The sequence below is a fragment of the Candidatus Acidulodesulfobacterium acidiphilum genome (genome assembly GCA_008534395.1).
Lineage (GTDB): Bacteria > SZUA-79 > SZUA-79 > Acidulodesulfobacterales > Acidulodesulfobacteraceae > Acidulodesulfobacterium_A > Acidulodesulfobacterium_A acidiphilum.
The window spans coordinates 17,537-37,370 of the sequence record SHMQ01000014.1 but is presented as its reverse complement, the minus strand read 5'-3'; the positions used below and the strand labels follow the sequence as shown (position 1 = coordinate 37,370).

22 protein-coding genes are annotated in these 19,834 nt (G+C 37.6%); all 22 read right to left on the bottom strand.

Features of this window, described 5'->3' with window-relative positions; genetic code table 11:
* The 22 genes from EVJ48_06135 to EVJ48_06030 all read right to left on the bottom strand — a co-directional run bounded on the left by EVJ48_06135 (window position 1) and on the right by EVJ48_06030 (window position 19,766).
* A complete protein-coding gene (locus EVJ48_06135) occupies window positions 1–735 on the bottom strand; it encodes a hypothetical protein (GenBank protein ID RZV38847.1) in 735 nt (244 codons plus the stop codon).
* A complete protein-coding gene (hflX, locus tag EVJ48_06130; protein RZV38846.1) occupies window positions 725–1,834 on the bottom strand; it encodes a GTPase HflX in 1,110 nt (369 codons plus the stop codon). The genes EVJ48_06135 and hflX overlap by 11 nt, the downstream gene beginning before the upstream one ends.
* A complete protein-coding gene (miaA, locus tag EVJ48_06125; protein ID RZV38845.1) occupies window positions 1,834–2,763 on the bottom strand; it encodes a tRNA (adenosine(37)-N6)-dimethylallyltransferase MiaA in 930 nt (309 codons plus the stop codon). The genes hflX and miaA overlap by 1 nt, the downstream gene beginning before the upstream one ends.
* Before the next feature lie 26 nt (window positions 2,764–2,789).
* On the bottom strand, window positions 2,790–4,145 hold the full coding sequence (locus EVJ48_06120; GenBank protein RZV38844.1) for a hypothetical protein: 1,356 nt from the start codon (window positions 4,143–4,145) through the stop codon (window positions 2,790–2,792).
* Window positions 4,142–5,632 carry a CCA tRNA nucleotidyltransferase gene (locus EVJ48_06115; protein ID RZV38843.1) on the bottom strand — a complete coding sequence of 497 codons (1,491 nt, stop codon included), beginning with the start codon at window positions 5,630–5,632 and terminating at the stop codon, window positions 4,142–4,144. Before EVJ48_06115 ends, EVJ48_06120 begins: the two co-directional genes overlap by 4 nt.
* Window positions 5,629–5,874, bottom strand: a complete 246-nt coding sequence (locus EVJ48_06110; GenBank protein ID RZV38842.1) for a DUF1049 domain-containing protein — start codon at window positions 5,872–5,874, stop codon at window positions 5,629–5,631. The genes EVJ48_06115 and EVJ48_06110 overlap by 4 nt, the downstream gene beginning before the upstream one ends.
* A 19-nt stretch (window positions 5,875–5,893) precedes the next feature.
* Window positions 5,894–6,379 (bottom strand): HIT domain-containing protein, encoded by a 486-nt coding sequence (locus EVJ48_06105; GenBank protein RZV38841.1) that lies wholly within the window; start codon window positions 6,377–6,379, stop codon window positions 5,894–5,896.
* 24 nt (window positions 6,380–6,403) lie between these two features.
* Window positions 6,404–7,330 carry a signal peptide peptidase SppA gene (sppA, locus tag EVJ48_06100; GenBank protein ID RZV38840.1) on the bottom strand — a complete coding sequence of 309 codons (927 nt, stop codon included), beginning with the start codon at window positions 7,328–7,330 and terminating at the stop codon, window positions 6,404–6,406.
* Between the two features lie 2 nt (window positions 7,331–7,332).
* Window positions 7,333–8,949, bottom strand: coding sequence for a 30S ribosomal protein S1 (locus tag EVJ48_06095; GenBank protein RZV38839.1), 1,617 nt, complete (start codon window positions 8,947–8,949; stop codon window positions 7,333–7,335).
* A 127-nt stretch (window positions 8,950–9,076) separates the two neighbouring features.
* Complete coding sequence (ispH, locus tag EVJ48_06090; GenBank protein ID RZV38838.1) at window positions 9,077–9,943, bottom strand: 4-hydroxy-3-methylbut-2-enyl diphosphate reductase; 867 nt, start codon at window positions 9,941–9,943, stop codon at window positions 9,077–9,079.
* Window positions 9,944–9,981: 38 nt separating this feature from the next.
* Window positions 9,982–11,382 carry a 3-phosphoshikimate 1-carboxyvinyltransferase gene (aroA, locus tag EVJ48_06085; protein ID RZV38837.1) on the bottom strand — a complete coding sequence of 467 codons (1,401 nt, stop codon included), beginning with the start codon at window positions 11,380–11,382 and terminating at the stop codon, window positions 9,982–9,984.
* Window positions 11,352–12,233: a prephenate dehydrogenase gene (locus tag EVJ48_06080; protein ID RZV38836.1), complete on the bottom strand. Its 882-nt coding sequence runs from the start codon at window positions 12,231–12,233 to the stop codon at window positions 11,352–11,354. Before EVJ48_06080 ends, aroA begins: the two co-directional genes overlap by 31 nt.
* Window positions 12,234–12,258: 25 nt before the next feature.
* Window positions 12,259–13,278 carry a 3-deoxy-7-phosphoheptulonate synthase gene (gene aroF, locus EVJ48_06075; protein RZV38835.1) on the bottom strand — a complete coding sequence of 340 codons (1,020 nt, stop codon included), beginning with the start codon at window positions 13,276–13,278 and terminating at the stop codon, window positions 12,259–12,261.
* 21 nt (window positions 13,279–13,299) lie between these two features.
* The gene (locus EVJ48_06070; protein ID RZV38834.1) at window positions 13,300–13,482 is read right to left on the bottom strand and encodes a type II toxin-antitoxin system HicA family toxin; all 183 of its coding nucleotides are present in this window, start codon (window positions 13,480–13,482) and stop codon (window positions 13,300–13,302) included.
* Complete coding sequence (locus EVJ48_06065) at window positions 13,479–13,670, bottom strand: type II toxin-antitoxin system HicB family antitoxin (GenBank protein RZV38833.1); 192 nt, start codon at window positions 13,668–13,670, stop codon at window positions 13,479–13,481. The genes EVJ48_06070 and EVJ48_06065 overlap by 4 nt, the downstream gene beginning before the upstream one ends.
* A 247-nt stretch (window positions 13,671–13,917) precedes the next feature.
* Entirely contained in the window at window positions 13,918–15,012 is a 1,095-nt protein-coding gene (locus tag EVJ48_06060; protein RZV38832.1) for a histidinol-phosphate transaminase, read from the bottom strand.
* A 59-nt stretch (window positions 15,013–15,071) separates the two neighbouring features.
* On the bottom strand, window positions 15,072–15,728 hold the full coding sequence (locus EVJ48_06055) for a 5,10-methylenetetrahydrofolate reductase (protein RZV38831.1): 657 nt from the start codon (window positions 15,726–15,728) through the stop codon (window positions 15,072–15,074).
* Between the two features lie 97 nt (window positions 15,729–15,825).
* Entirely contained in the window at window positions 15,826–16,701 is an 876-nt protein-coding gene (locus EVJ48_06050; protein RZV38830.1) for a bifunctional methylenetetrahydrofolate dehydrogenase/methenyltetrahydrofolate cyclohydrolase, read from the bottom strand.
* The gene (locus EVJ48_06045; GenBank protein ID RZV38829.1) at window positions 16,701–17,597 is read right to left on the bottom strand and encodes a pyruvate ferredoxin oxidoreductase; all 897 of its coding nucleotides are present in this window, start codon (window positions 17,595–17,597) and stop codon (window positions 16,701–16,703) included. Before EVJ48_06045 ends, EVJ48_06050 begins: the two co-directional genes overlap by 1 nt.
* Window positions 17,598–17,727: 130 nt before the next feature.
* Entirely contained in the window at window positions 17,728–18,900 is a 1,173-nt protein-coding gene (gene porA, locus EVJ48_06040; GenBank protein ID RZV38828.1) for a pyruvate ferredoxin oxidoreductase, read from the bottom strand.
* Between the two features lie 46 nt (window positions 18,901–18,946).
* A complete protein-coding gene (locus EVJ48_06035; protein RZV38869.1) occupies window positions 18,947–19,183 on the bottom strand; it encodes a 4Fe-4S dicluster domain-containing protein in 237 nt (78 codons plus the stop codon).
* Between the two features lie 16 nt (window positions 19,184–19,199).
* A complete protein-coding gene (locus EVJ48_06030; GenBank protein RZV38868.1) occupies window positions 19,200–19,766 on the bottom strand; it encodes a pyruvate ferredoxin oxidoreductase subunit gamma in 567 nt (188 codons plus the stop codon).
* Between the last annotated feature and the right edge of the window lie 68 nt (window positions 19,767–19,834).

Below are 19,834 nucleotides of genomic sequence, written 5' to 3'. Positions count from 1 at the left end.
TTAATGCGTTTTTTTCTCCGCTTTATGAGCGATTACGTTTATCGTTACGGTATTATCGTCTGCGGTAGTTATTTTTGCGTTAAGATAAGAATTTATTATGAAATTTACCCTCTTTAACAGCCTGACGATACTTCCGTAGTAAAGAACTTTTATTTCGTCGTAATCTTCCGAAAACGAAGATATATATAGATTTTTAAGGTGACGCGAATATTTAATCATTAGTTTCTGGAACAGGTTTGAATCGCCGTTATTAAATCTGCCGGTAAATTTTACGTAATAAACGCCGTAAACGGCTTTTTCGCCCGGATGCTCCGTTTTAAGTATACGAAATCCGAGCGTTTTAAGGGCATTTGTCAAACTTCCGGCTCTTATATGAGTCTTTATGCTTATATAATAAAGATTAAGATATTCTCCCGACTTTAAAACCTTAAACGAGTATATATATTTTTGTCCGTTAGGGTAGATATTTTTTTTAAGAATAATACCGGTTTGTTTTTTTAAAAAAATTTTCTTGCCTATAAAACGTTTTACGGCAGTTTTCACCGACAGCATTATCGCACGTTTTATTGCAGTTTGCTGAAGGTCTGCGGAATGTCCGGATGCCGCTTCGCTTTTAGGAATTACGACGTAAGTTTTGACTTTAACGCTCATGCCGAAAACGTCGGCAGAAAAAATGAGGAATGAAATGCATAAAACCGTTAAAAAAAATATAACGCTCATAAACTTATTTACCATTATATTGCTCCATATTTAATAAATCGAATATTTTTTCTTTTAATAAATCTATATTTTTTCCGGTTTTAGCGGAAACGGCTATAACGGAGCCGCCGGTAACAGTTTCAAACTTATTTTTCAAAAAATCAGCCTGTTCTTCGCCTATAAGGTCTGTTTTATTTATAACCGTAAGAATCGTTTTATCTTTTACTCCTATTTCGTCTAATATTTTAATAACCTCTCCCGACTTGTCTATTACGGAATTTTGTAAGGGGTCTATTACATGCAGCAATAAATCCGCATGGACCGTTTCCTCAAGCGTAGCTTTAAAAGAATCGACTAAAAAAAGCGGAAGATTTTGAATAAAACCTACGGTATCCGATATTAAAACTTTTTTCTTTTTTGCATCGTCGTAAATTGAAGCCGTTTTTGTCCCAAGCGTCGCAAAAAGCTTATTCTCGCCTTTTTCTCCTTTGCCCGTCAAGCTTTTCATAAGCGTCGTTTTGCCTGAATTGGTATATCCTACGATGGCCGCGGTTAAAAAACCATGACGGCTTCTCTTAGACCTGTGAAGCGTTCTTGTTTTTTCGGAAAGTTTCAGCTTTTCCTTTATATGCGTAATTTTAAGCCTTATTTTTCTTCTGTCCGTTTCCAATTTAGTTTCGCCCGGTCCCCTCGTTCCTATGCCGGCGCCGGTCCTGGAAAGCATTATTCCTGCGCCTTTAAGCCTTGGCAGTATATAATTCATCATGGCAAGTTCTACCTGATATCTGCTTTCCGCCGTCCTTGCGTTAACGGCAAATATGTCAAGAATAAGCCTCGTCCTGTCTATTACGTTTAAATCGAAATATTCCGAAAGATTGCGCTCCTGAGCAGGACTTAAAGAGGCGTCGATTATTACTATATCTGCATTTTCCGAAACCGTTTTGTCTTTTATATCTTCAAGCATACCCTTTGAAAGATAATAAGCCGGGTCTATTTTTTTTATGTTTTTTAAAACGCTGAAAACATTTTCCGCGCCCGCGGTTTCCGAAAGCATTTTAAGTTCTTCCAACGAATCTCTGCTTTTTTCGATATCCGAGTCTGTATTTATTCCGATAAGCAAAGCTCTCTGGGTCATTATAAAAACCTTTCGATATATTTTGACGAAAATTCTATCTTTGCATTTAAGTCGGTAAAATAAACCGGCAAAACGTTTTCAAATTTTTTAAAAAAAGTAAACTGCCTTTTTGCGTATTTTAAAGTAGAAGAAACTATTTTATCGTATAAATCTTTTTCCGCAGGCAGTTCTTTGTTTAAATACATTAGCGACTCCATGTAGCCTATTCCTTTAAAAGGCTTTAAATCGGTTTTATATCCCATATTCAATATTTTTTTCGTTTCTTCGAGCAGACCTTTTTTAATAATAGCCGAAGTCCTTTCCATTATACACGATTTTAAATAATCTTTCGGAGGATATAAGTTAAAACATAAAAAATCGTACCTCTGCCGTCCGAAAGGATTTTTGCCGAGATAAAAGGATAAAGGTTTGCCGGTAGCGAAATAAACTTCATAAGCTCTGGTAATTCTCTGCGTATCCGAAGACGATATTTTAGAAGCATATCCGGGGTCTATTTGTTTAACCGTTTCGTATAAATACGGAAGTCCTTTTTCTTTTATTAATTCCGAAGCTTTTTTGCGGTAAACCGTTTTATCTATTTCAGGAATAGGCGAAAGTCCGTATATTAAAGCTTTAATATAAAGACCGGTCCCGCCCGTAAAAACGGGAATTTTTCCGCGTGAAGCCATATCTTCTATTAATTTTTCGGCGTCATAGGAAAACATCCGCGCGTTATATTCTTCGTCCGGATATTTTATATCTATAAGATGATGCTTTACCCTGCTTCTTGCCTCGTAGTCCGGCTTTGCCGTTCCTATATCGAAATATTTATAAAAGCACATCGAATCGAAATTTATTATCTCGCCGCCGAAACGTTCAGCAAGTTCTATAGAAAATTCCGTTTTTCCCGAACATGTCGGACCTCCTATTACTATTATTTTTTTAAGCATAAATCCGTTAAAAGTATATTAACCATTTAATAAAGCATATCCGGAACTGCGTTTAGTCTTTTTAATTCTTCCGATTCTTTCGACAGCGAATCGTCCTTTTTTCCCATAAGAAGATAGGCGAATTTCTTTCCTTTTTCGACGCCCGGCTGATCGAAAGGATTTATTTTTAATAGCATTCCAAGAACTGCAACGGCTTCCATAGACATAAAAGAAAGTTCGCCGAGATTAAATTCGTCGATTTTATCTAAAGTAACCCTGAACGAAGGTCTTTTATTCATAGCAAAAGCCAGTTCGACTCCTTTTAATTCATTCATTAAAACTTCGGAAAGTTTTTTGCCGTTTAAATAATCAAATTCATTGAATCCAGAAGAATTTATTTTATAATCCGCGCCGAAATCTTTAAGGCAGAAAAATCCTACCAATTTATCTTGCGGACCCTGCATATAAAGCTGAAGCTGCGAATGCTGGTCTGTAGCCCCGACCGCCGGTACCGGAGTAGGAGACGTCAAATCTTTTCCAAGGCTTTCGGCAAAAAGCTGTCTGAACCATCTTGAAAACTCTCTCAAATAGTCGCCGTAAACAAAAGGAACGAATATGTTTCTTTTCTTTTTTACATAAAAAAGATATATAACCGCCGCCATGGTATATACAGGGTTATTTTCAAAAACGCCTTTATTTAGAATATTGTCTCTGTATGTCAAAGAACCGTGCAAAAATTTTTCTATATCTAACCCCATGACGTATGCCGGAAATAAAGTGCCTGCGGTGACTATAGAATATCTTCCGCCGACGTTTTTAGCGATATCTAAAACCGCAATCCCGTTTTCATCGGCATATTTTCTTAAAAAACCGCTCTTTTTATCGGTAATAAAAATTAAATTTTCCTTATAATTTTCTACGGTTTTTTCCAATATTTCTTTTACTATAAAAAACTGGGAAACTACTTCTATAGTATCCGCGGATTTAGAAACGAAGCAGAATAAAGTTTTTTTAAATTCAATAGAATCTAAATTGTTTTTTAAATAAGAAGGGTCTATATTTTCCGAAAAAATAACTTCGGCGGCGCCGTCTTTTCTTTTTTTAAACATTCCGGACATTGCTTCTTTTAAAAATATAGCTCCGAGGGATGAACCGCCCATGCCGAATACGTATAAAGTTTTAAAATTTTTAGAAAAAAAACTTTCGGCTTTGGTTTTAATTTCATTTACCATCCCCATATTAGATATTTCGTCGTAAAATCCTATTTCGCCGTTGCGCCTAAGTTCGTTAAGGCTTCTTCTCGCTTCGACGATTTCATTCTCAAGCGACCTTACTGCGGATTCTTCTATGCCGTTTTCTTCTATTACCGAACTTAAAACATTTTTAAAATTAAATTCAATCATTTTTGGCCTCCATTTTTAGATTTATTAATTTTTTTTATGTTTTTTAAATATTGCGATTCGACGTACTTAATTTCGTCGGCTTTATTCTTAATTTTGCCGGCGGCTTTTAAAGATTTTATTTCGTTAAGAATTATTCCGCAAACCGGCCCTTCGCAAATACCCATAGCTTTAATGTCGCCGCCTTTTAAAAACGGTTTTTCTAAAACGGATTTTTCTAAATATCTTACTACAATTTTTTTAAAAATCAAATCGGCTTTTTTTTCGTCTTCGTGTTGAAATAAATAAAACAGAATGCTTTTACTTTCTATCTTATTTAAATTTTTATAGAGTTCGACGACGTTATCTACTTTATAATTATTTTTTAAATTATCTATCTCATTCCTGTCCGTAAATAATAACTTTTTCAAAGATTTCCAGACTGTATTTCCTAATTTTAATCTTTCCGAAATTTCCGCCGATTCTTTTTCGTTCAAACCGTAAAAAATTCCGGCAAGATAAAATAATTTTTTGCCTTCGTCTATATTTTTAAAGATTTCGTTTAAAATTTTAAAATTTTTTGCTTCGCCAAAATAACGGCTTATTCTTTTAATAATAATTTTATTTCTTTTTATAAATCTTAAATTTTGATTGACAGAACTTAAAACCGACAGTTCATTTAATCTTTCAAAATATATTTCCGGATTTTTTTCTTTAAACAAAATATATAATTCAGCAGTTATTCTTTTGCCGGAAATATTGTCTAAAACTTTTTGCGATAAAGCATTTTTTAAAAGTTTTAACGTTATGCGGTCTATTTGAAACCCGAGTCTTTTTTCAAATCTGACTGCTCTGAAAATTCTCGTAGGGTCGTCTATAAAACTAAATTCATGGAGGATTTTAATTTTTTTATTTAAAATATCTTCTATTCCGGATGAATAACTTGTTAATTCAAGAAAGTTAGACGGATTAATCGAAAAAGCAACGGTATTAACGGTAAAATCTCTTCTAAGGATATCTTCTTCAAGGGTTGCCGAAGTATCTACTTTAGGAAGCATTCCCGATTTTACATAAATTTCCGTCCTTAAAGAAGCAAAATCTATTTTTAAAGGTTTCCCCCTTACGTAAAATTCCGCAAGCGTCGTTCCAAACCTTTCGTGTATATTTAAAGAATTAAGGAGGAATTTTAAATTTCTATCGTTTTTAAAGAACGATACGAACTTTTCCGAACTGCCTTCTACGGCAACGTCTAAATCTAAAAATCCGGAATAATCGTTAAAAACTTTGGAAGATTTATAATGCCCGGCGGTTTCGACATTCGACTTTAATATATAGATTAAAACGTCTCTTGGAAAACCGCCGATAAGAAATGATTTAAATCCTAATTTTTCGGATACCGCTCCAATGCTTTCAATTAAATTAAGCGCCGAAACTCCGTATGCATAATCATAAAAAATTTTCTTTATAGACTTTTCTAAGCTATATTTTCCAAAAAAATCCGGTACCGTCATAATTGTTCATTTTTATTCATTTTTTTAAAATCTTTTTTTATTTTATATACCGAATAAAAATGATATATTAGCGCTATTAAAATGCCTATTAATATTGCGATATAAACTATAACGGAAATAGGAAGTTTAATAGATTGAAATCCGAAAAGTTTTACGCTGACGCGTATATGGTTCTGTATGGTAAAATCAAGAACTAATATTACAAAAACGAGCAATAGAACGATATTTATAATTTTTGCCATTTGAAATAGATACCTCCGTTTAGAGTTTAATGCTCTTGAAATCGCCGATAAGTTTATTATAAGTATCGTCTAATATTTCCGAAACCACCCTCAGTTCCGAACAGACGGTATAAAAGCTGACGTCTCCTTCCCATCTAGGAATAATATGAAAATGAAGATGCTGTTCTATGCCGGCTCCGGCAGCTTTGCCTATATTTAAACCGACGTTTATAGCATCGCATCTGTAAACTTTTTTAAGTATATCGCAGCTTAAGGACAAAATCTTCATTATTTCCGCCCCCGCTTCGAAAGAAAGTCCGTTTAGCTCTTTTGTGTGAGTATAGGGAATAACCAGAAGATGACCGCAGTTATAAGGGAAAGTGTTAAGTTTTACGTAGGAATGGCTACCTTTAAATAGAACGTATTTATCGTCGAAATATTTGCTGTCTATACAGAAAACGCATTCGTCTTTAGATTTATCTTTAACTAAATAATCCATTCGCCATGGGGCATAAATAATTTCCATAAAATATAAAAATATTATTTTATATTAAAAATCTAACTTCATGTCGCCGTATGATACAAAAGCGGGATTCTTAAAAAAAGAAGAACCGCCTATACTGCTTACAAAAGACTTTACGGCTCTTTTTATAAAAGATTGAAATAAATCCGGCTGTTTCTTGACCGGATATATCAACGTCGCACTGCCTTTTATTCCGGCTAATTTCTGCGCGGCCTTAACGGCATCCTGAAAATCCCCGAGTTTGTCTACAAGATGATATTTAAGAGCCTGCTGTCCCGAATAAACCATGCCGTTCGCTAATTTTTTAACGTAAGATACTTTAAGATTTCTGCCTTTTGCAACCGCCGATACGAACTGTCCGTAAACGTTCATAACTACGCCTTGCAATTTTTTCCTCTGCATAGGGGTCATCTCTTTAAAAGGCGTTCCTATATCTTTGTAAGGTCCGCTTACTATGTAGTTATAAGACACGCCCACTTTTCTCATCAGTTTATAAAAATTCGGCATTTCCATGATAACGCCTATCGAACCCGTTAGCGTTCCCGGTTCGGCAATTATTTCGTCGGCGGCCGAAGAAATATAGTAAGCTCCGGAAGCCGCTACGGAATCCATAGACACTACGACTTTTTTTTGCTTTCTGAATTTCATAAGCTGTTCGTAAATAGCCTGCGACGGAGCGACCTCTCCGCCCGGAGAATTGACTCTTATTATAACGGCTTTAACGTCCGGGTCGTGTTTATAATGCTCCAGCAGTCTGATAAAACCGGAAGAGCTTGTAATAGTGCCGGTTAAATCGATTATGCCTATGGCATTATTTGAGGAACCCCTGACTACATTATAGTTCGATTTAGCGTTAAACTTAAAAAGTATTAAATAAATAAAAATAGCGAATATTCCCACGAATACTGCCAAGAAAAATAATCCGCTTAAAAAAGGATGTTTATTTATACCCATAGTTATTTATTATCCTGCGCTACGTTAATAAGAGACAAACCTATTTTTTGTTCGTTGACGTCCAGCATAATTATCTCTGCGTTGATTTTAGAGCCTTTAGCTATATTATTCTCCGTTATAAAATTTTCCGGAATTTTTGAATTGTGTATAAGCCCTTCTATGCCGTCTTCTATTTGGACGAATATACCGAATTCCGTTATATTGGAAACGGTTCCCGTTATTACGGAACCTACGGAATATTTTTCCTTAATTTGCGACCAGGGACTTTCGGTAAGCTGTTTTATTCCGAGATAAATCCTCTGTTTGTCTTCGTCTATGCTTAAAACGACGGCTTTAACCGGGTCGCCCTGCTTAAAAAGTTCGTGAGGATGCTTCGTTCTTTTCGTCCACGAAAAATCGTTCTGTTTTATATATCCCTCTAAATTCGGCTCTAATTCGACTGAAACCCCGAATTCGTAAATATTTTTAACCGTACCGTCGACTACGGTGCCTACCGTATATTTTTCTTTCAATAAATTCCACGGGCTTTCGGTCAGCCTTTTTAAGCTTAAAGACAATTTTCTCGTATCAGGCTCTATGCTTAATATATAAGCATTAACTCTCTGTCCTTTCGTCAGGAAAGTTTTCGGGTCGGTCTGTTTTTTGTCCCAGGACATTTCGGATAAATGTATAAGCCCCTCTACGTCGTCGTCCAGCTCGACGAATGCGCCGTAATCGGTGATATTTATTATAACTCCTTCGATAATATCTCCCGGCTTATGTCTTTCCGTAATATTCTGCCACGGATCGTCGAAAAGCTGTTTATATCCAAGCGATACCCTGCGTTTCTCTTCGTCGAACTTAATTACCTTTACGTTGATTTTTTGTCCAAGGCTTAAAACTTCGCTCGGATGCGATATTCTTTTCCATGAAATATCGGTAATATAAATGAGTCCGTCCATTCCGCCAAGGTCGATAAAAACGCCGTAATCGGTAATATTTTTAACTATTCCCTCCAGAACGTCGCCCTCTTTTATATCCGTTAAAACATTTTCTTTTAATTTCTTTATTTCGTCTTCGATGACCTTTCTTCTGGACACTATGACGTTGCAGTTCTTTTTATCGACGCTTATAACTTTTAAATCCAACGTTTTGCCGAGAAATACGTCGAAATCTCTGGTGAGCTTAACGTCTATCTGAGAGCCCGGAAGAAACGCGGTTATGCCGTTTAAATCTATTATAAGTCCGCCTTTGGTTTTTGCCGTTACGACTCCTTTTATAGTTTCGTTGTCGCTGCAAACTTTTTCTATATCGTCTAAAGCGTATACGTTTTTAGCCTTCTCGCGCGAACATATAAGATAGCCTAATTTATCGTCGTAGCTTCCGACGAAAACTTCTATGGAATCTCCAACGCTTATACCGGTAATATCTATATTTCCGCCCGACGAGATTTCCTGGATAGTAATTATTCCGTCAGATTTGTCGCCTATATCGACATAAACATAATTCTCGTCGATATCCAAAATTCTGCCCTGTCTTACAAGCCCCCTGCTGTTCATGTTTTCGTAAGACCCGAGCAATATCTCGAATTCCGTGGGATTTTCTTTGCTTTCAAACTGATTGAAATTTTTCTTTGCCATAATATTAATTACTACCTCCTAAATTTTATAAGACTAATCTAACACATTTAAGCAAATTAAGCAAATTTTTTATTACGGCGACAGAATTTAATTCTGTCGCCGTCACTAATTGTACATTTCCTTAACGTCACGACTCAGACAAATTTTCATCGATTATCTGAATTTTTTTTAAAACTTTTTCGATTATCCAGTCCGGAGTGGAAGCTCCGGCTGTTATCCCTACGCTTTTTGCGTTAACGAACCATTCGGTTCTAATCTCGTTTTCTGTTTCTACGTGATAAGTATTAGGCTGAATTTCCTTGCATATATTTTGAAGCTTATTCGTATTTGCGCTGTTATAACCGCCTACTACTATCATAACGTCCACGTTTGAAGCTAAAACCTTTGATTCTTCCTGTTTGTCTATGGTCGCGTCGCAGATTGTTTCAAAAACCACCACGTCTTCTTCGGCTATTTTTTTGATTTCTCCGACTATATTTTTATAAAAATTTACATCCTGGGTAGTCTGTGAAATTACCGCTATTTTTTCCGACAGCGGAACGTTTTTTAAGTCTTCGACTTTATTAATTACGAGAAATCTGTCTTTTTGGGCAAAACTTATTACGCTCTGCACTTCAGGATGGTTTTTATCCCCCACCATTATTACAAAATAACCTTTTAAAGCAGCCGTATTTATATAATTTTGCGCTTTTTTAACAAAAGGACAGGTAGCGTCTATTATTTTTACCCCCTTAGATTTCAATGTTTCCATCGTTTCGGCTTTGACTCCGTGAGAGCGTATCAATATCGTTTCTAAACGCCCGTTTTCTATGTCGTCTATCGAAAATACGCCTTTATCTTCTAAAGATTTAACGACTTGGGGATTGTGTATAATAGGCCCAAGGGTATTTAGTATTTCTGACGGTTTACACTGTTCCGCAGCCTCTAACGCCATATTTACCGCTCTTTTAACTCCGAAACAGAATCCTGCCGAAGGCGCTACTATAATTTTCATAATTAATCCATTATAATTTTAATTTCTCTGCAGTTTTATTATTTTATTATCGAATTTACGGTATCGAAAAATTCGGGGAACGAAGTATTTATGCAGTTTATATCCTTTATTTCCAGTTTAGCGTTTTTTAAAATAAGTCCGGCGATTACCATAGACATTGCTATCCTGTGGTCGCCGAAAGAATTTAACTTCTTTAGCAAACCTTTTCCGGCGCATTTTAAGTCCGGATTTCCGTTTATTTCAAATCCGTCTTCCAGTTCTTTAATATCTATACCTATAGCGTTTAAGTTATAAACTATAGCCTTAATCCTGTCGCTTTCCTTAACCCTTAATTCTTTTGCTCCGGTAACCGCCGTCTTGCCCTCCGCAAAGGAAGCTATTACCGCAAATATAGGAAATTCGTCTATCATATCGGGAACTATTTCGGGAGGAAGCGTTATTCCTTTTATATTATCCGAATATTTTACTTTTATATCGCCTGCCGTTTCGGGAGATATATCTTTAATAACCGTATCTACGTCCGCGCCCATCATTTTTAAAGCCTTGAGAAGTCCGGTCCTTTTTTCGTTTATTATGATATTTTTGACGGTAATTTCAGAATTTTTATTTAATATGCCGAGAGCTATAAAAAATGCGGCGCTGCTGAAATCTCCGGGTATCCTGAATTCAAAAGGGTTTAAACCTCCGGCATGCCTGCCTTTAACGGTAATAAAACCGCCTCCTGAGGGAGAATCCTCCGTGTTGACGGGATAACCCTGAAATTTAAGAAGATTTTCGGTATGGTCCCTCGTAGCTTTCCTTTCGTATATTACGGTATCGCCTTCGGCGTAAAGGGCGGCAAGCATAAGACAGGATTTAACCTGAGCGCTAGGAACCGGAACTTCGTAAAAGACGGAGTGCAACCCGCCGCCTGAAATAGCAAGCGGGGGATAAGAATCGCCGCCCCTGCCCGATATTTTTGCGCCCATAAGTCTTAAAGGCTCGATAATACGCTGCATTGGACGCGAATTAAGATATTTGTCTCCGGACAGCACCGAAAAAAAATCGTTTCCGGCAAGCATTCCGGCTATAAGCCTCGTCAGCGTTCCGGAATTTGAAGTATTAATGACGGATTTCGGCTCTTTTAAACCGTAAAAACCTACGCCTTCGATTATAAAGTCTTTTTTTGAACCGCCCGAATTTTGCTTTTTGATATTTACGCCGAGTTTTCTGAATGCGGCTACCGTAGCAAGATTATCGCCGGAGACGGACAAATTGTAAACGCGTGATTTCCCGCCGGCTATGCTTCCTAGCATAACCGTCCTGTGCGATATAGATTTATCGCCCGGAACTTCTATTTCTGCGCTGAATTCTTTTGAAAGACCCTCTACTAAAACTTTATCGTGATTAAATTTTAATAAATCCTGCGTCAAATTCCAGCCTCTTTTCTGTCCTCGTATATTTTTTTAAGATATGAAACCAACCCGTTTCTGTCGCCCGTTTCTATAAGACCCTTAATGGAATTTGCGGAAGCTATAAAATTATCTAAAGAAAAAATGATTTTTTCGTCGTTCATAAGAAATATATCCGTCCATAAGTCCGGCGAAGAAGAAGCTATTCTGGTAGAGTCTTTAAAACCGCCGCCTATAAAACTTGCGTATGAAGAAAATTTTTTATTTTTTACATGGGAAAGCACGGTATCGGATAATAAAAAAGCGGCGAGATGCGGTAAATGGCTCGTATAAGCGGTTATTTCGTCGTGCGTTTCAGCCTCGCTAAAAATAACTTCCATATTTAACGACTTCCAAAATCCCGCTATTTTATCTATCTTAAAACTCCGCTCTTTGTCGGCATAATCTTCTTTTTCTTTTATCACTATGCATTTTTTAGCGTTAAATAGAGAAAAATCGGAGTTTTCCGGTCCGGATTTATCGGAACCGCACATAGGATGCGAACCTACGAAATTAGTTAAATTATTTTTTTTTGCCCTGGCTCCTATTAACGCTTTTACGCTTCCTATATCGGTAATTAAAGCCCTGCCGCCGAAAAAATCCGCATATTCGTCAAAAAACGATACTATAGACGACGGAGGAACGCACATTATTACAAGCGAATTTTCGGAAGCCGCATTATCATATCCTGAATCCAAACTTAAAGGTTCGTCTATTATTCCTTTAGCAATGCAGTAATCTATATTGTTTTTTACTATATCGTATCCTTTAACGGCCGTTCCCGTTAATTTACTCTTTACGGCGCCGGCTAAAGAAGCGCCCATAAAACCAAGACCTATTATTTTAATCTCTTTAAACATAAATATATATATTATAAGAGTTCTTTTATATATTTCTGTTTATAGCTTTTGCTACCGCTCTAGCTTTTTTTACGAGTTCGTCGAAAGTATCGTATTTTAAAGACTGCGCTCCGTCGGAGAAAGCTTTTTCCGGTACGGGATGCACTTCTATCATAAGTCCGTCGGTTCCTACAGCCACGGCGGCAAGAGAAAGCGCTTCGACGTAATACCAGACTCCTGCGGCGTGGGAAGGATCAACGATGACAGGAAGATGAGAAAGCCTTTTCAGCACGGGTACCGCGCTCAAATCGAGAGTGTTCCTCGTAGAAGTTTCATACGTTCTGATTCCCCTTTCGCATAATATAACCTGTTCATTGCCGTTAGACATAATATATTCGGCGGACATTAAAAATTCCTGTATCGTGGAACACAAGCCTCTTTTGAGAATTACAGGCTTGTTTACTTTTCCTACTTCCTGAAGCAGTCTGAAATTCTGCATATTTCTTGCGCCTATCTGTATAATATCGGCATAAGAACATATAAGGTCTAAATCTCTTGGGTCCATTACCTCAGTAGCGACTAAAAGTCCGGTTTTCTTTCTCGCCTCGCTTAAATATTTAAGCCCTTCTTCGCCGAGTCCCTGAAAAGTATAAGGGCTCGTCCTCGGCTTAAACGCCCCGCCCCTTAATATCTTGGCGCCGGATTTTTTTATATTTTCGGCGATTTCGGTAAGGTTTTCAAGGTTTTCTACGGCGCACGGTCCTGCTATAACCGCTATATCGTCGCCGCCTATTTCTATATTTCCTATTTTAAATACGCTCCTTTCTTTGCCCATCTCCTTTGAAGCAAGTTTATAAGGTTTCGATATTCTTATCGCTTTATCGACTCCCGCAAGCGCTTCCGCCTCTTCAAAAAAAGCCTTTACCGCGTCTTCGTGTCCTATGCATCCTATAATAGTTACGTCGGCTCCCTCAGAAATATGCGGTTTTAATCCCGCCTGCTCTATTTTACTAAGAATGTAATCGATTTCATCCTTAGTCGCTCCTTTTTTTAAAACTAAAATCATCTATTTCTCCTCCTTATCGAACTAATTTTTATCAACCATTAATTTTAAAATATGTTTCGCCAAATTTTCTTTTATTTCATTATGCCTTGGTACCGGTTGAACTACTTTTGTGTTTATATTTTGAAACCAATCGTGTTTTCCTCCATGCCTAATTAAAGTGCAACCTGCATCTTCAAGTTGCTTTATTAACTCTTTTCTTTTCATGCAACTTCCATTTCGGCAATTTTTCTTACATAAGGAACGGCATTTGATATTATATCGTTATAAATATCCTTAAGATTTTCCTTTAATTCATCGAAAGATTCTCCCTGCGTAATATAATCCGGATATTCATATAGATAACCGAGCCAAAAATTTTCATCCTGCCAATAAACAAATTTTACTTTATCCATACAGACAACCTCCGATAGCATATATTTTATCTTATATTGAAATAATTGTAAAATTTATTTCAATGCTTTAATCCGAAAAAGGTGTCAGATTAATTTTACGCAAAATCTTTTATCGTTATAATTGTTGCTTTTCGTATGCGTAAAATAAAATCTGACACCTTTTTCTGACACCTTTTTCTTCATTTTTATTGCAAGTTTTTTTCTAATCATTATAATATATCCAAAATGTTTTTTGTTTTATGCTGGATTAAAGCAATGCTTTAACGAATTTAACGTTTTCTTTGTGCGTCCCTATGGTAATTCTAACCATATCGGCATAGCCGAATCTGTCCATAGGTCTTATTATAACGCCCGCTTCCAAAAATTTTTCCGCCGTTTCGGCTGCTTTTCGCCCTTTTAATTTCACGAGTATAAAATTCGCTCCGGTTTCGATGAACTCTAATCCGGCTTTTTTAAATTCGCCGTAAAGATATTTCTTTTCGGTTTCGTTGGTCGTTATAACTTTTTTTAGATATTCTGCATCGTTTAAAGCCGCCGCGGCTGCGGCCAAAGAAAGAGAATTTACGTTAAAAGGCTCTCTTACCCTGTCCATTAGCGAAATTAAATCTTTATGCCCTATTCCGTAGCCTATCCTTAGTCCGGCAAGTCCGTAAACCTTGGAAAAAGTGCGAAGAATCAAAACGTTGGGAAAATCGGATACGCTTACGTCTTCGGCAAGAGACCTGCCTATATATTCTATGTACGCTTCATCGACTATGATTAAAACGTCGTCTTTAATCTTTTTTATAAAATTTATAATTTTATCGTTAGAATAAAACGTTCCGGTAGGATTATTAGGGTTAGATATAAAAACTACTTTTGTTTTTGCGTCGATAAGTTTATACATATCGTCTAAATCGAGAGCGTAATCTTTTAGTTTGCTTATTTTTAATTTTATTCCAAGCTGTTCGCCGGCAAGATAATACGCCACGAAAGACGGAAAAGGCGATACTATATTTTCGTCTCTTTCGCAAAACGTCCTGACCGCGATATCTATAAGTTCGTTTGAACCGTTTCCCAGTATAAAATTTTCGGAAGCAAGCTTGCCGCAGTTAGAAAAAAATTTAACTAATTCCTGTTTTAAATAAAAACCGGAACCGTCGGGATATCTGTTTAAGTTTTTAAGCGCGGACTTAATTGCTTTTAAAGCCAAAGGAGAAGGACCGAGCGGGTTTTCGTTCGACGCAAGTTTGACTATATTTTTAATCCCTTTTTCTCTTTCGACTTCTTCTATGGGTTTTCCCGGAATGTAAGGATTTATTTTATAAATATAATCCGGCGCTTTTACGTTAAAACTTTTCATAAAAAATTCCGTCCCTTTTATTTTTATATTATTAATATTAAAGCGAGATTAGTTATATTTTATTTATGCGAACCGGTAAATTTAAGCGTAGCGGCGGGTTTTTTAACCGAATAGTCTTTAGGCTTTGCCGTTTTTTTGATATCTTCGAGCGTGTTTTGGACTATCGACCTTTCGTATATTCTTACCCAAGCGCAATCCATGCTTTCGTCTATTTCGCATTTATAATTTTTCATGCCGCCGCAAGGTCCGTTCAGCAGGCCTTTAGGGCAGAGGGTTACGGGGCATATTCCGCCTGTTTCGTTTAGCACGCAGCTGCCGCATAAAGAACACATCTCTTTAAGCGACGAAAGATTTTCGATATTTCCCAGAAACATTGTGTCAACGCCGGAAACGACTTTTATATTTTCAGGCAGAGCAGATACGGCGGACTGCACTCCGCTGCCGCATGAAAGAACCAGAACGGACTGCGCTTTAAATAAAACGTCTTTATTATCTCTTACCGCTTTTCTTACTTTCTGGATATGGCACATTGCGTCTATAACGTATGTTCCTTCGACTGTAATATTCCGGTCGGTTAAAATTTTCGACATTGCTTCAACTTCTTTCGGTCCTCCGGTTCTGGAAGTATCGGAACATATACCGCAGCCGAAAATAAAAACCGAGCCTCTGATTTTTTTTAATATATCGTCTAAATCTTTTTGTTTAGATACTATCATAATCTATGATTTATAATTTATAATTTATAATTTATATATTATTAATTTCTGTTTATATTTGCAGGTCTTTTTTATTAATTTTTTTATTATTTTTTTTTCATTTAATATCGGATTTCACCGAAGCCGATTTTACTGTATTTTCCATTAAAACGGCGACCGTCAGCGGTCCTACGCCGCCCGGTACCGGCGTTATTTTTGAAACTTTATTTACGACTTTTTCAAAATTTACGTCTCCGCAAAGTTTTCCGTTTATATTTGAAATGCCTACGTCTATCACTACGGCACCATCTTTTACGTATTCATCGTCAACAAGATGCGCCTTTCCGGTAGCCGATATTAAAACGTCGGCTTTAGAAGCTATAGATTTTACGTCTTTGGTAAAAATATTTAAAGAAGAAACGGTTGCATACCTGTTCATAAGCATAATGGCAAGAGGCTTGCCGACAATGTTGCTCTGTCCTATAATGACGCAGTTTTTTCCTTTAACGGAAATATCGTAAAAATCCAGCATTTTTAATATACCGTACGGGGTGCAGGGATAAAAAGCGGCGTTTTCGGTGAAAATTTTACCGACGTTTAAAGGATGAAATCCGTCCACGTCTTTGGAAGGATTAATGGCTTCCATTATTTTTTTTTCGTCTATGTGAGGGGGAAGCGGAAGTTGTACCAGAATACCGTGAATTAATGGATCGTTGTTTAATTCGTCGATTTTGTTCAAAAGCTCTTTTTCGGTTAAAGATGCGGGGTAAATATCTTTTTTAGATAATATTCCGCATCTTTTCGCCGCAATATCTTTATTTCGGACGTAAACTTCGGAAGCCGGATTATCGCCTACTAATATTACTGCGATAGCCGGAACTATACCGTTTTTCTTTAACTTGATTACTTTTTCCGATATGGAAGATTCTATATTTTTTGCAATAAGCCTTCCGTCGATTATCTTTTTTTGGATATCGGAATTATCGGAAATCATTACATTAATCCAAAACGCTCGATATTATCGTCAGCTATTTTTTGAATTTTTTCAATTTCTGCCCTGCCGGCTTCGTCTTTAAACAAGTGTTTAAATCTTCCCTGCAATTTAAGATATTCCTCTACGGGAACTTTCTTGCTTATTTTTTTTACCGAAATTATTTTATCGTATTCCGCTTCGAACAACGGATAAAGTCCGGTCTGAACCGCAAGCTGAGCAAGTTTTACCGAATATTTCGGCTCGTATTTCCATCCCGGAACGCACGGAACGTCGACCTGTAAATATTTTGTGCCCTTTATAGCCATAGCTTTTTTAACCTTTTTCTGAAGGTCCATAGGGTAACCGGCAGACGAAACTGCCGTGTACGGAATTCTGTGCGCCATCGCAATTTCCGGCATATATTTTTTAGGCCTGTTATTTCCGAACGACTGCTTTCCCGAAGGACTGGTCGTAGTATATGCATCTAAAGGCGTTAAACCGCTTCTCTGATAACCGGTATTCATGTATGCGCCGTTATCGTAGCATATGTATAAAACGTCATGATTTCTTTCAAACATTCCGCTTAAAGCCTGAAGTCCTATATCTGCCGTTCCGCCGTCTCCGCCCTGGGCAATAACCGTAATTTCGTCTTTTTTACCCATATATTTAAGCGCGGCTTCTATTCCCGATGCCACCGCAGCAGAATTTTCAAATAAGGAATGTATCCACGGAATTTTCCACGAAGATTCCGGCCAGCGGGTCGAAAAGACCTCAAGGCATCCCGTAGCGCTAGTCGCTATCGTGTTCTTGCCGAGAATTTCCATTATAAGCTTTACGCTCATAGACTGGGCGCATCCCGAACAGCCCGTATGACCCATGGTAAAAAGTTCGTTATGAGTTTCTTCTTTCGTCAGCATGGTTTATATTCCTATTTTTTAATTTATTGTTTTATTGATATTTTTATTCTGTCTGCTTTTGCTTTTAGCCTCAACCGACGCTGCCGCAAACCGATTTATTAGGTACTTTAATAATTCTTGATGTTTCTTCTTATAGATACTGCTGCGACAGCCCTATAAATTCGCCGTCGACGTTTTCTTCTTTTTCGGCTCTTTCGACCAGGTCTTTTATATTTTTAGGCGTAATATCCCTGCCGCCGAGACCTATAGTATAGCCGTTTACGTTTACCGTATTGATTTTATGCTTGAACAGCGAATCTCTTATTTCTACGGAAAGAATTCCGCCTTTTCCCGGACAAGTAGCCTTTTCTATTACTATAACGTTTTTAACGTTTTTCAGGGCATTGACGATTTCTTCTTCGGGAAACGGCCTGAATGAACGGACTTTAAGAACGCCGATTTTTTTTCCGGATTCCCTTAACTCGTCCACTACGTCTTTTATAGTGCCTAGAACCGAACCCATGGCGACTATTACGGTCTGAGCGTCGTCCATTTTGTAAGCGTCCGTCAATCCTCCGTAAAATCTGCCGAACATATCCTTAAATTCTTTTGCGGCGTCTGTGATTACGCCGGCGGAATATTTCATCGCGTTATACATATTGTATCTCGATTCCATATAAACCGAAGGCTCTCCGAGCGTACCGAAAGAATAAGGATTTTCGACGTCTAATTTGTATTCCATATTAATAGGAGGAAGGTATTCTTTTACTTTATCGATGCCGTCTATGGTTTCTACTACTTCAAAAGTATGGGTTAATACAAAACCGTCCACGTTTACTATTACCGGAAGCATAACGTCCCTGTTTTCGGCTATTTTAAAAGCCTGTATATGCATGTCGTAGGCTTCCTGGTTATTCTCGGCTACGAGCATAATTGCACCCGTATCTCTTATAGCCATAGCGTCCTGCATATCGTTCCATATATTTATCGGCGCCGAAATCGCCCTGTTGGCTAACGTCATAACGACGGGAAGCCTCATACCCGCAATATTATAAATTACTTCTTCCATATACAGCAAGCCCTGCGCCGCCGTTGCGGTATATGTCCTTACTCCGCAAGCGCTGGCGCCGAGAACTACGGAAGCGGCGGAATGTTCGCTTTCAACCATGATAAATTCCGCTTTTAAGTCGCCGTCGGCAACCATTTGAGAGAGATGTTCGACTATGTGCGTCTGCGGAGTAATCGGATAAGCCGAGATAACATGCGGTTCCGCCATTCTGACCCCGTCCGCTATAGCCATTGAACCTTCCAAAACTTGTTTCATATTATATCCACCGTTTAAGTTTATTTATTAACGTCCACTTTTAAAATTATTTTTCGACAAGCACCATTTCTATATCGTCGACCGGACATTCTTCGGCGCAAATTCCGCATCCTTTGCAGTAATCCGGATCGAAATCGTAAATTTTAGTTTTTTTATCGCCGTAAATAACGCCTTCCGGACAGAAATATATACAGAGATTGCATCCCGTACATGTTTTATGCTTAAATACCGGAGTTTCGTTGGCAAAGGAACCTGTTTTGTTGGAAAGCGCCGCGCCCGGCATAGAAATTATTCCGACCTTAAAATCCACTTTTATCTCCTTTTATATAGTTATAAGCTGTCTGCGCCGCTTCGGCATTTAACTTGCCCAATTTTGAACCGAATCTGTTTTCTATTTCTTTTTTTACCGAATCTATGGAAACGACGCCGCTTAATGCGGAAAATGCGCCGAGCAAAGTCGTATTTACTATAGGCTTGTTTAAAATCTTCATAGCTATTTTTAAAGCCGGAAACATTACTACCGTATCTTCTTTAATTCCGCCGAGTTCGTTTATTACGTCTTTTACGGGCGCTTCCGAATTTATAAGAATTTTGCCGCTGTCTTTAATGCCTTTGTAAACCGGAACCGATTTAAGAAGGGTTATATCCTGAACTATAACGAAATCAGGTTCGTATATCTGATGCCTCGTCCTGATAGGTTTATCCGAAAATCTGGCAAAAGCCTGAACGGGAGCGCCGGTTCTTTCGGAACCGAAAGAAGGAAATGCCTGACAGTAATTTCCGTCGTCGAAAAAACTGAGGGCGAGTATGGATGCCATAGTAACAGAACCCTGTCCGCCTCTGCCGTGTATTCTGATTTCTTTCATCATAATATATTTTTTCCTTTTTTAAAATTTTTATATCGGTGTTTTAAAAATTATACACTTTTTAAACC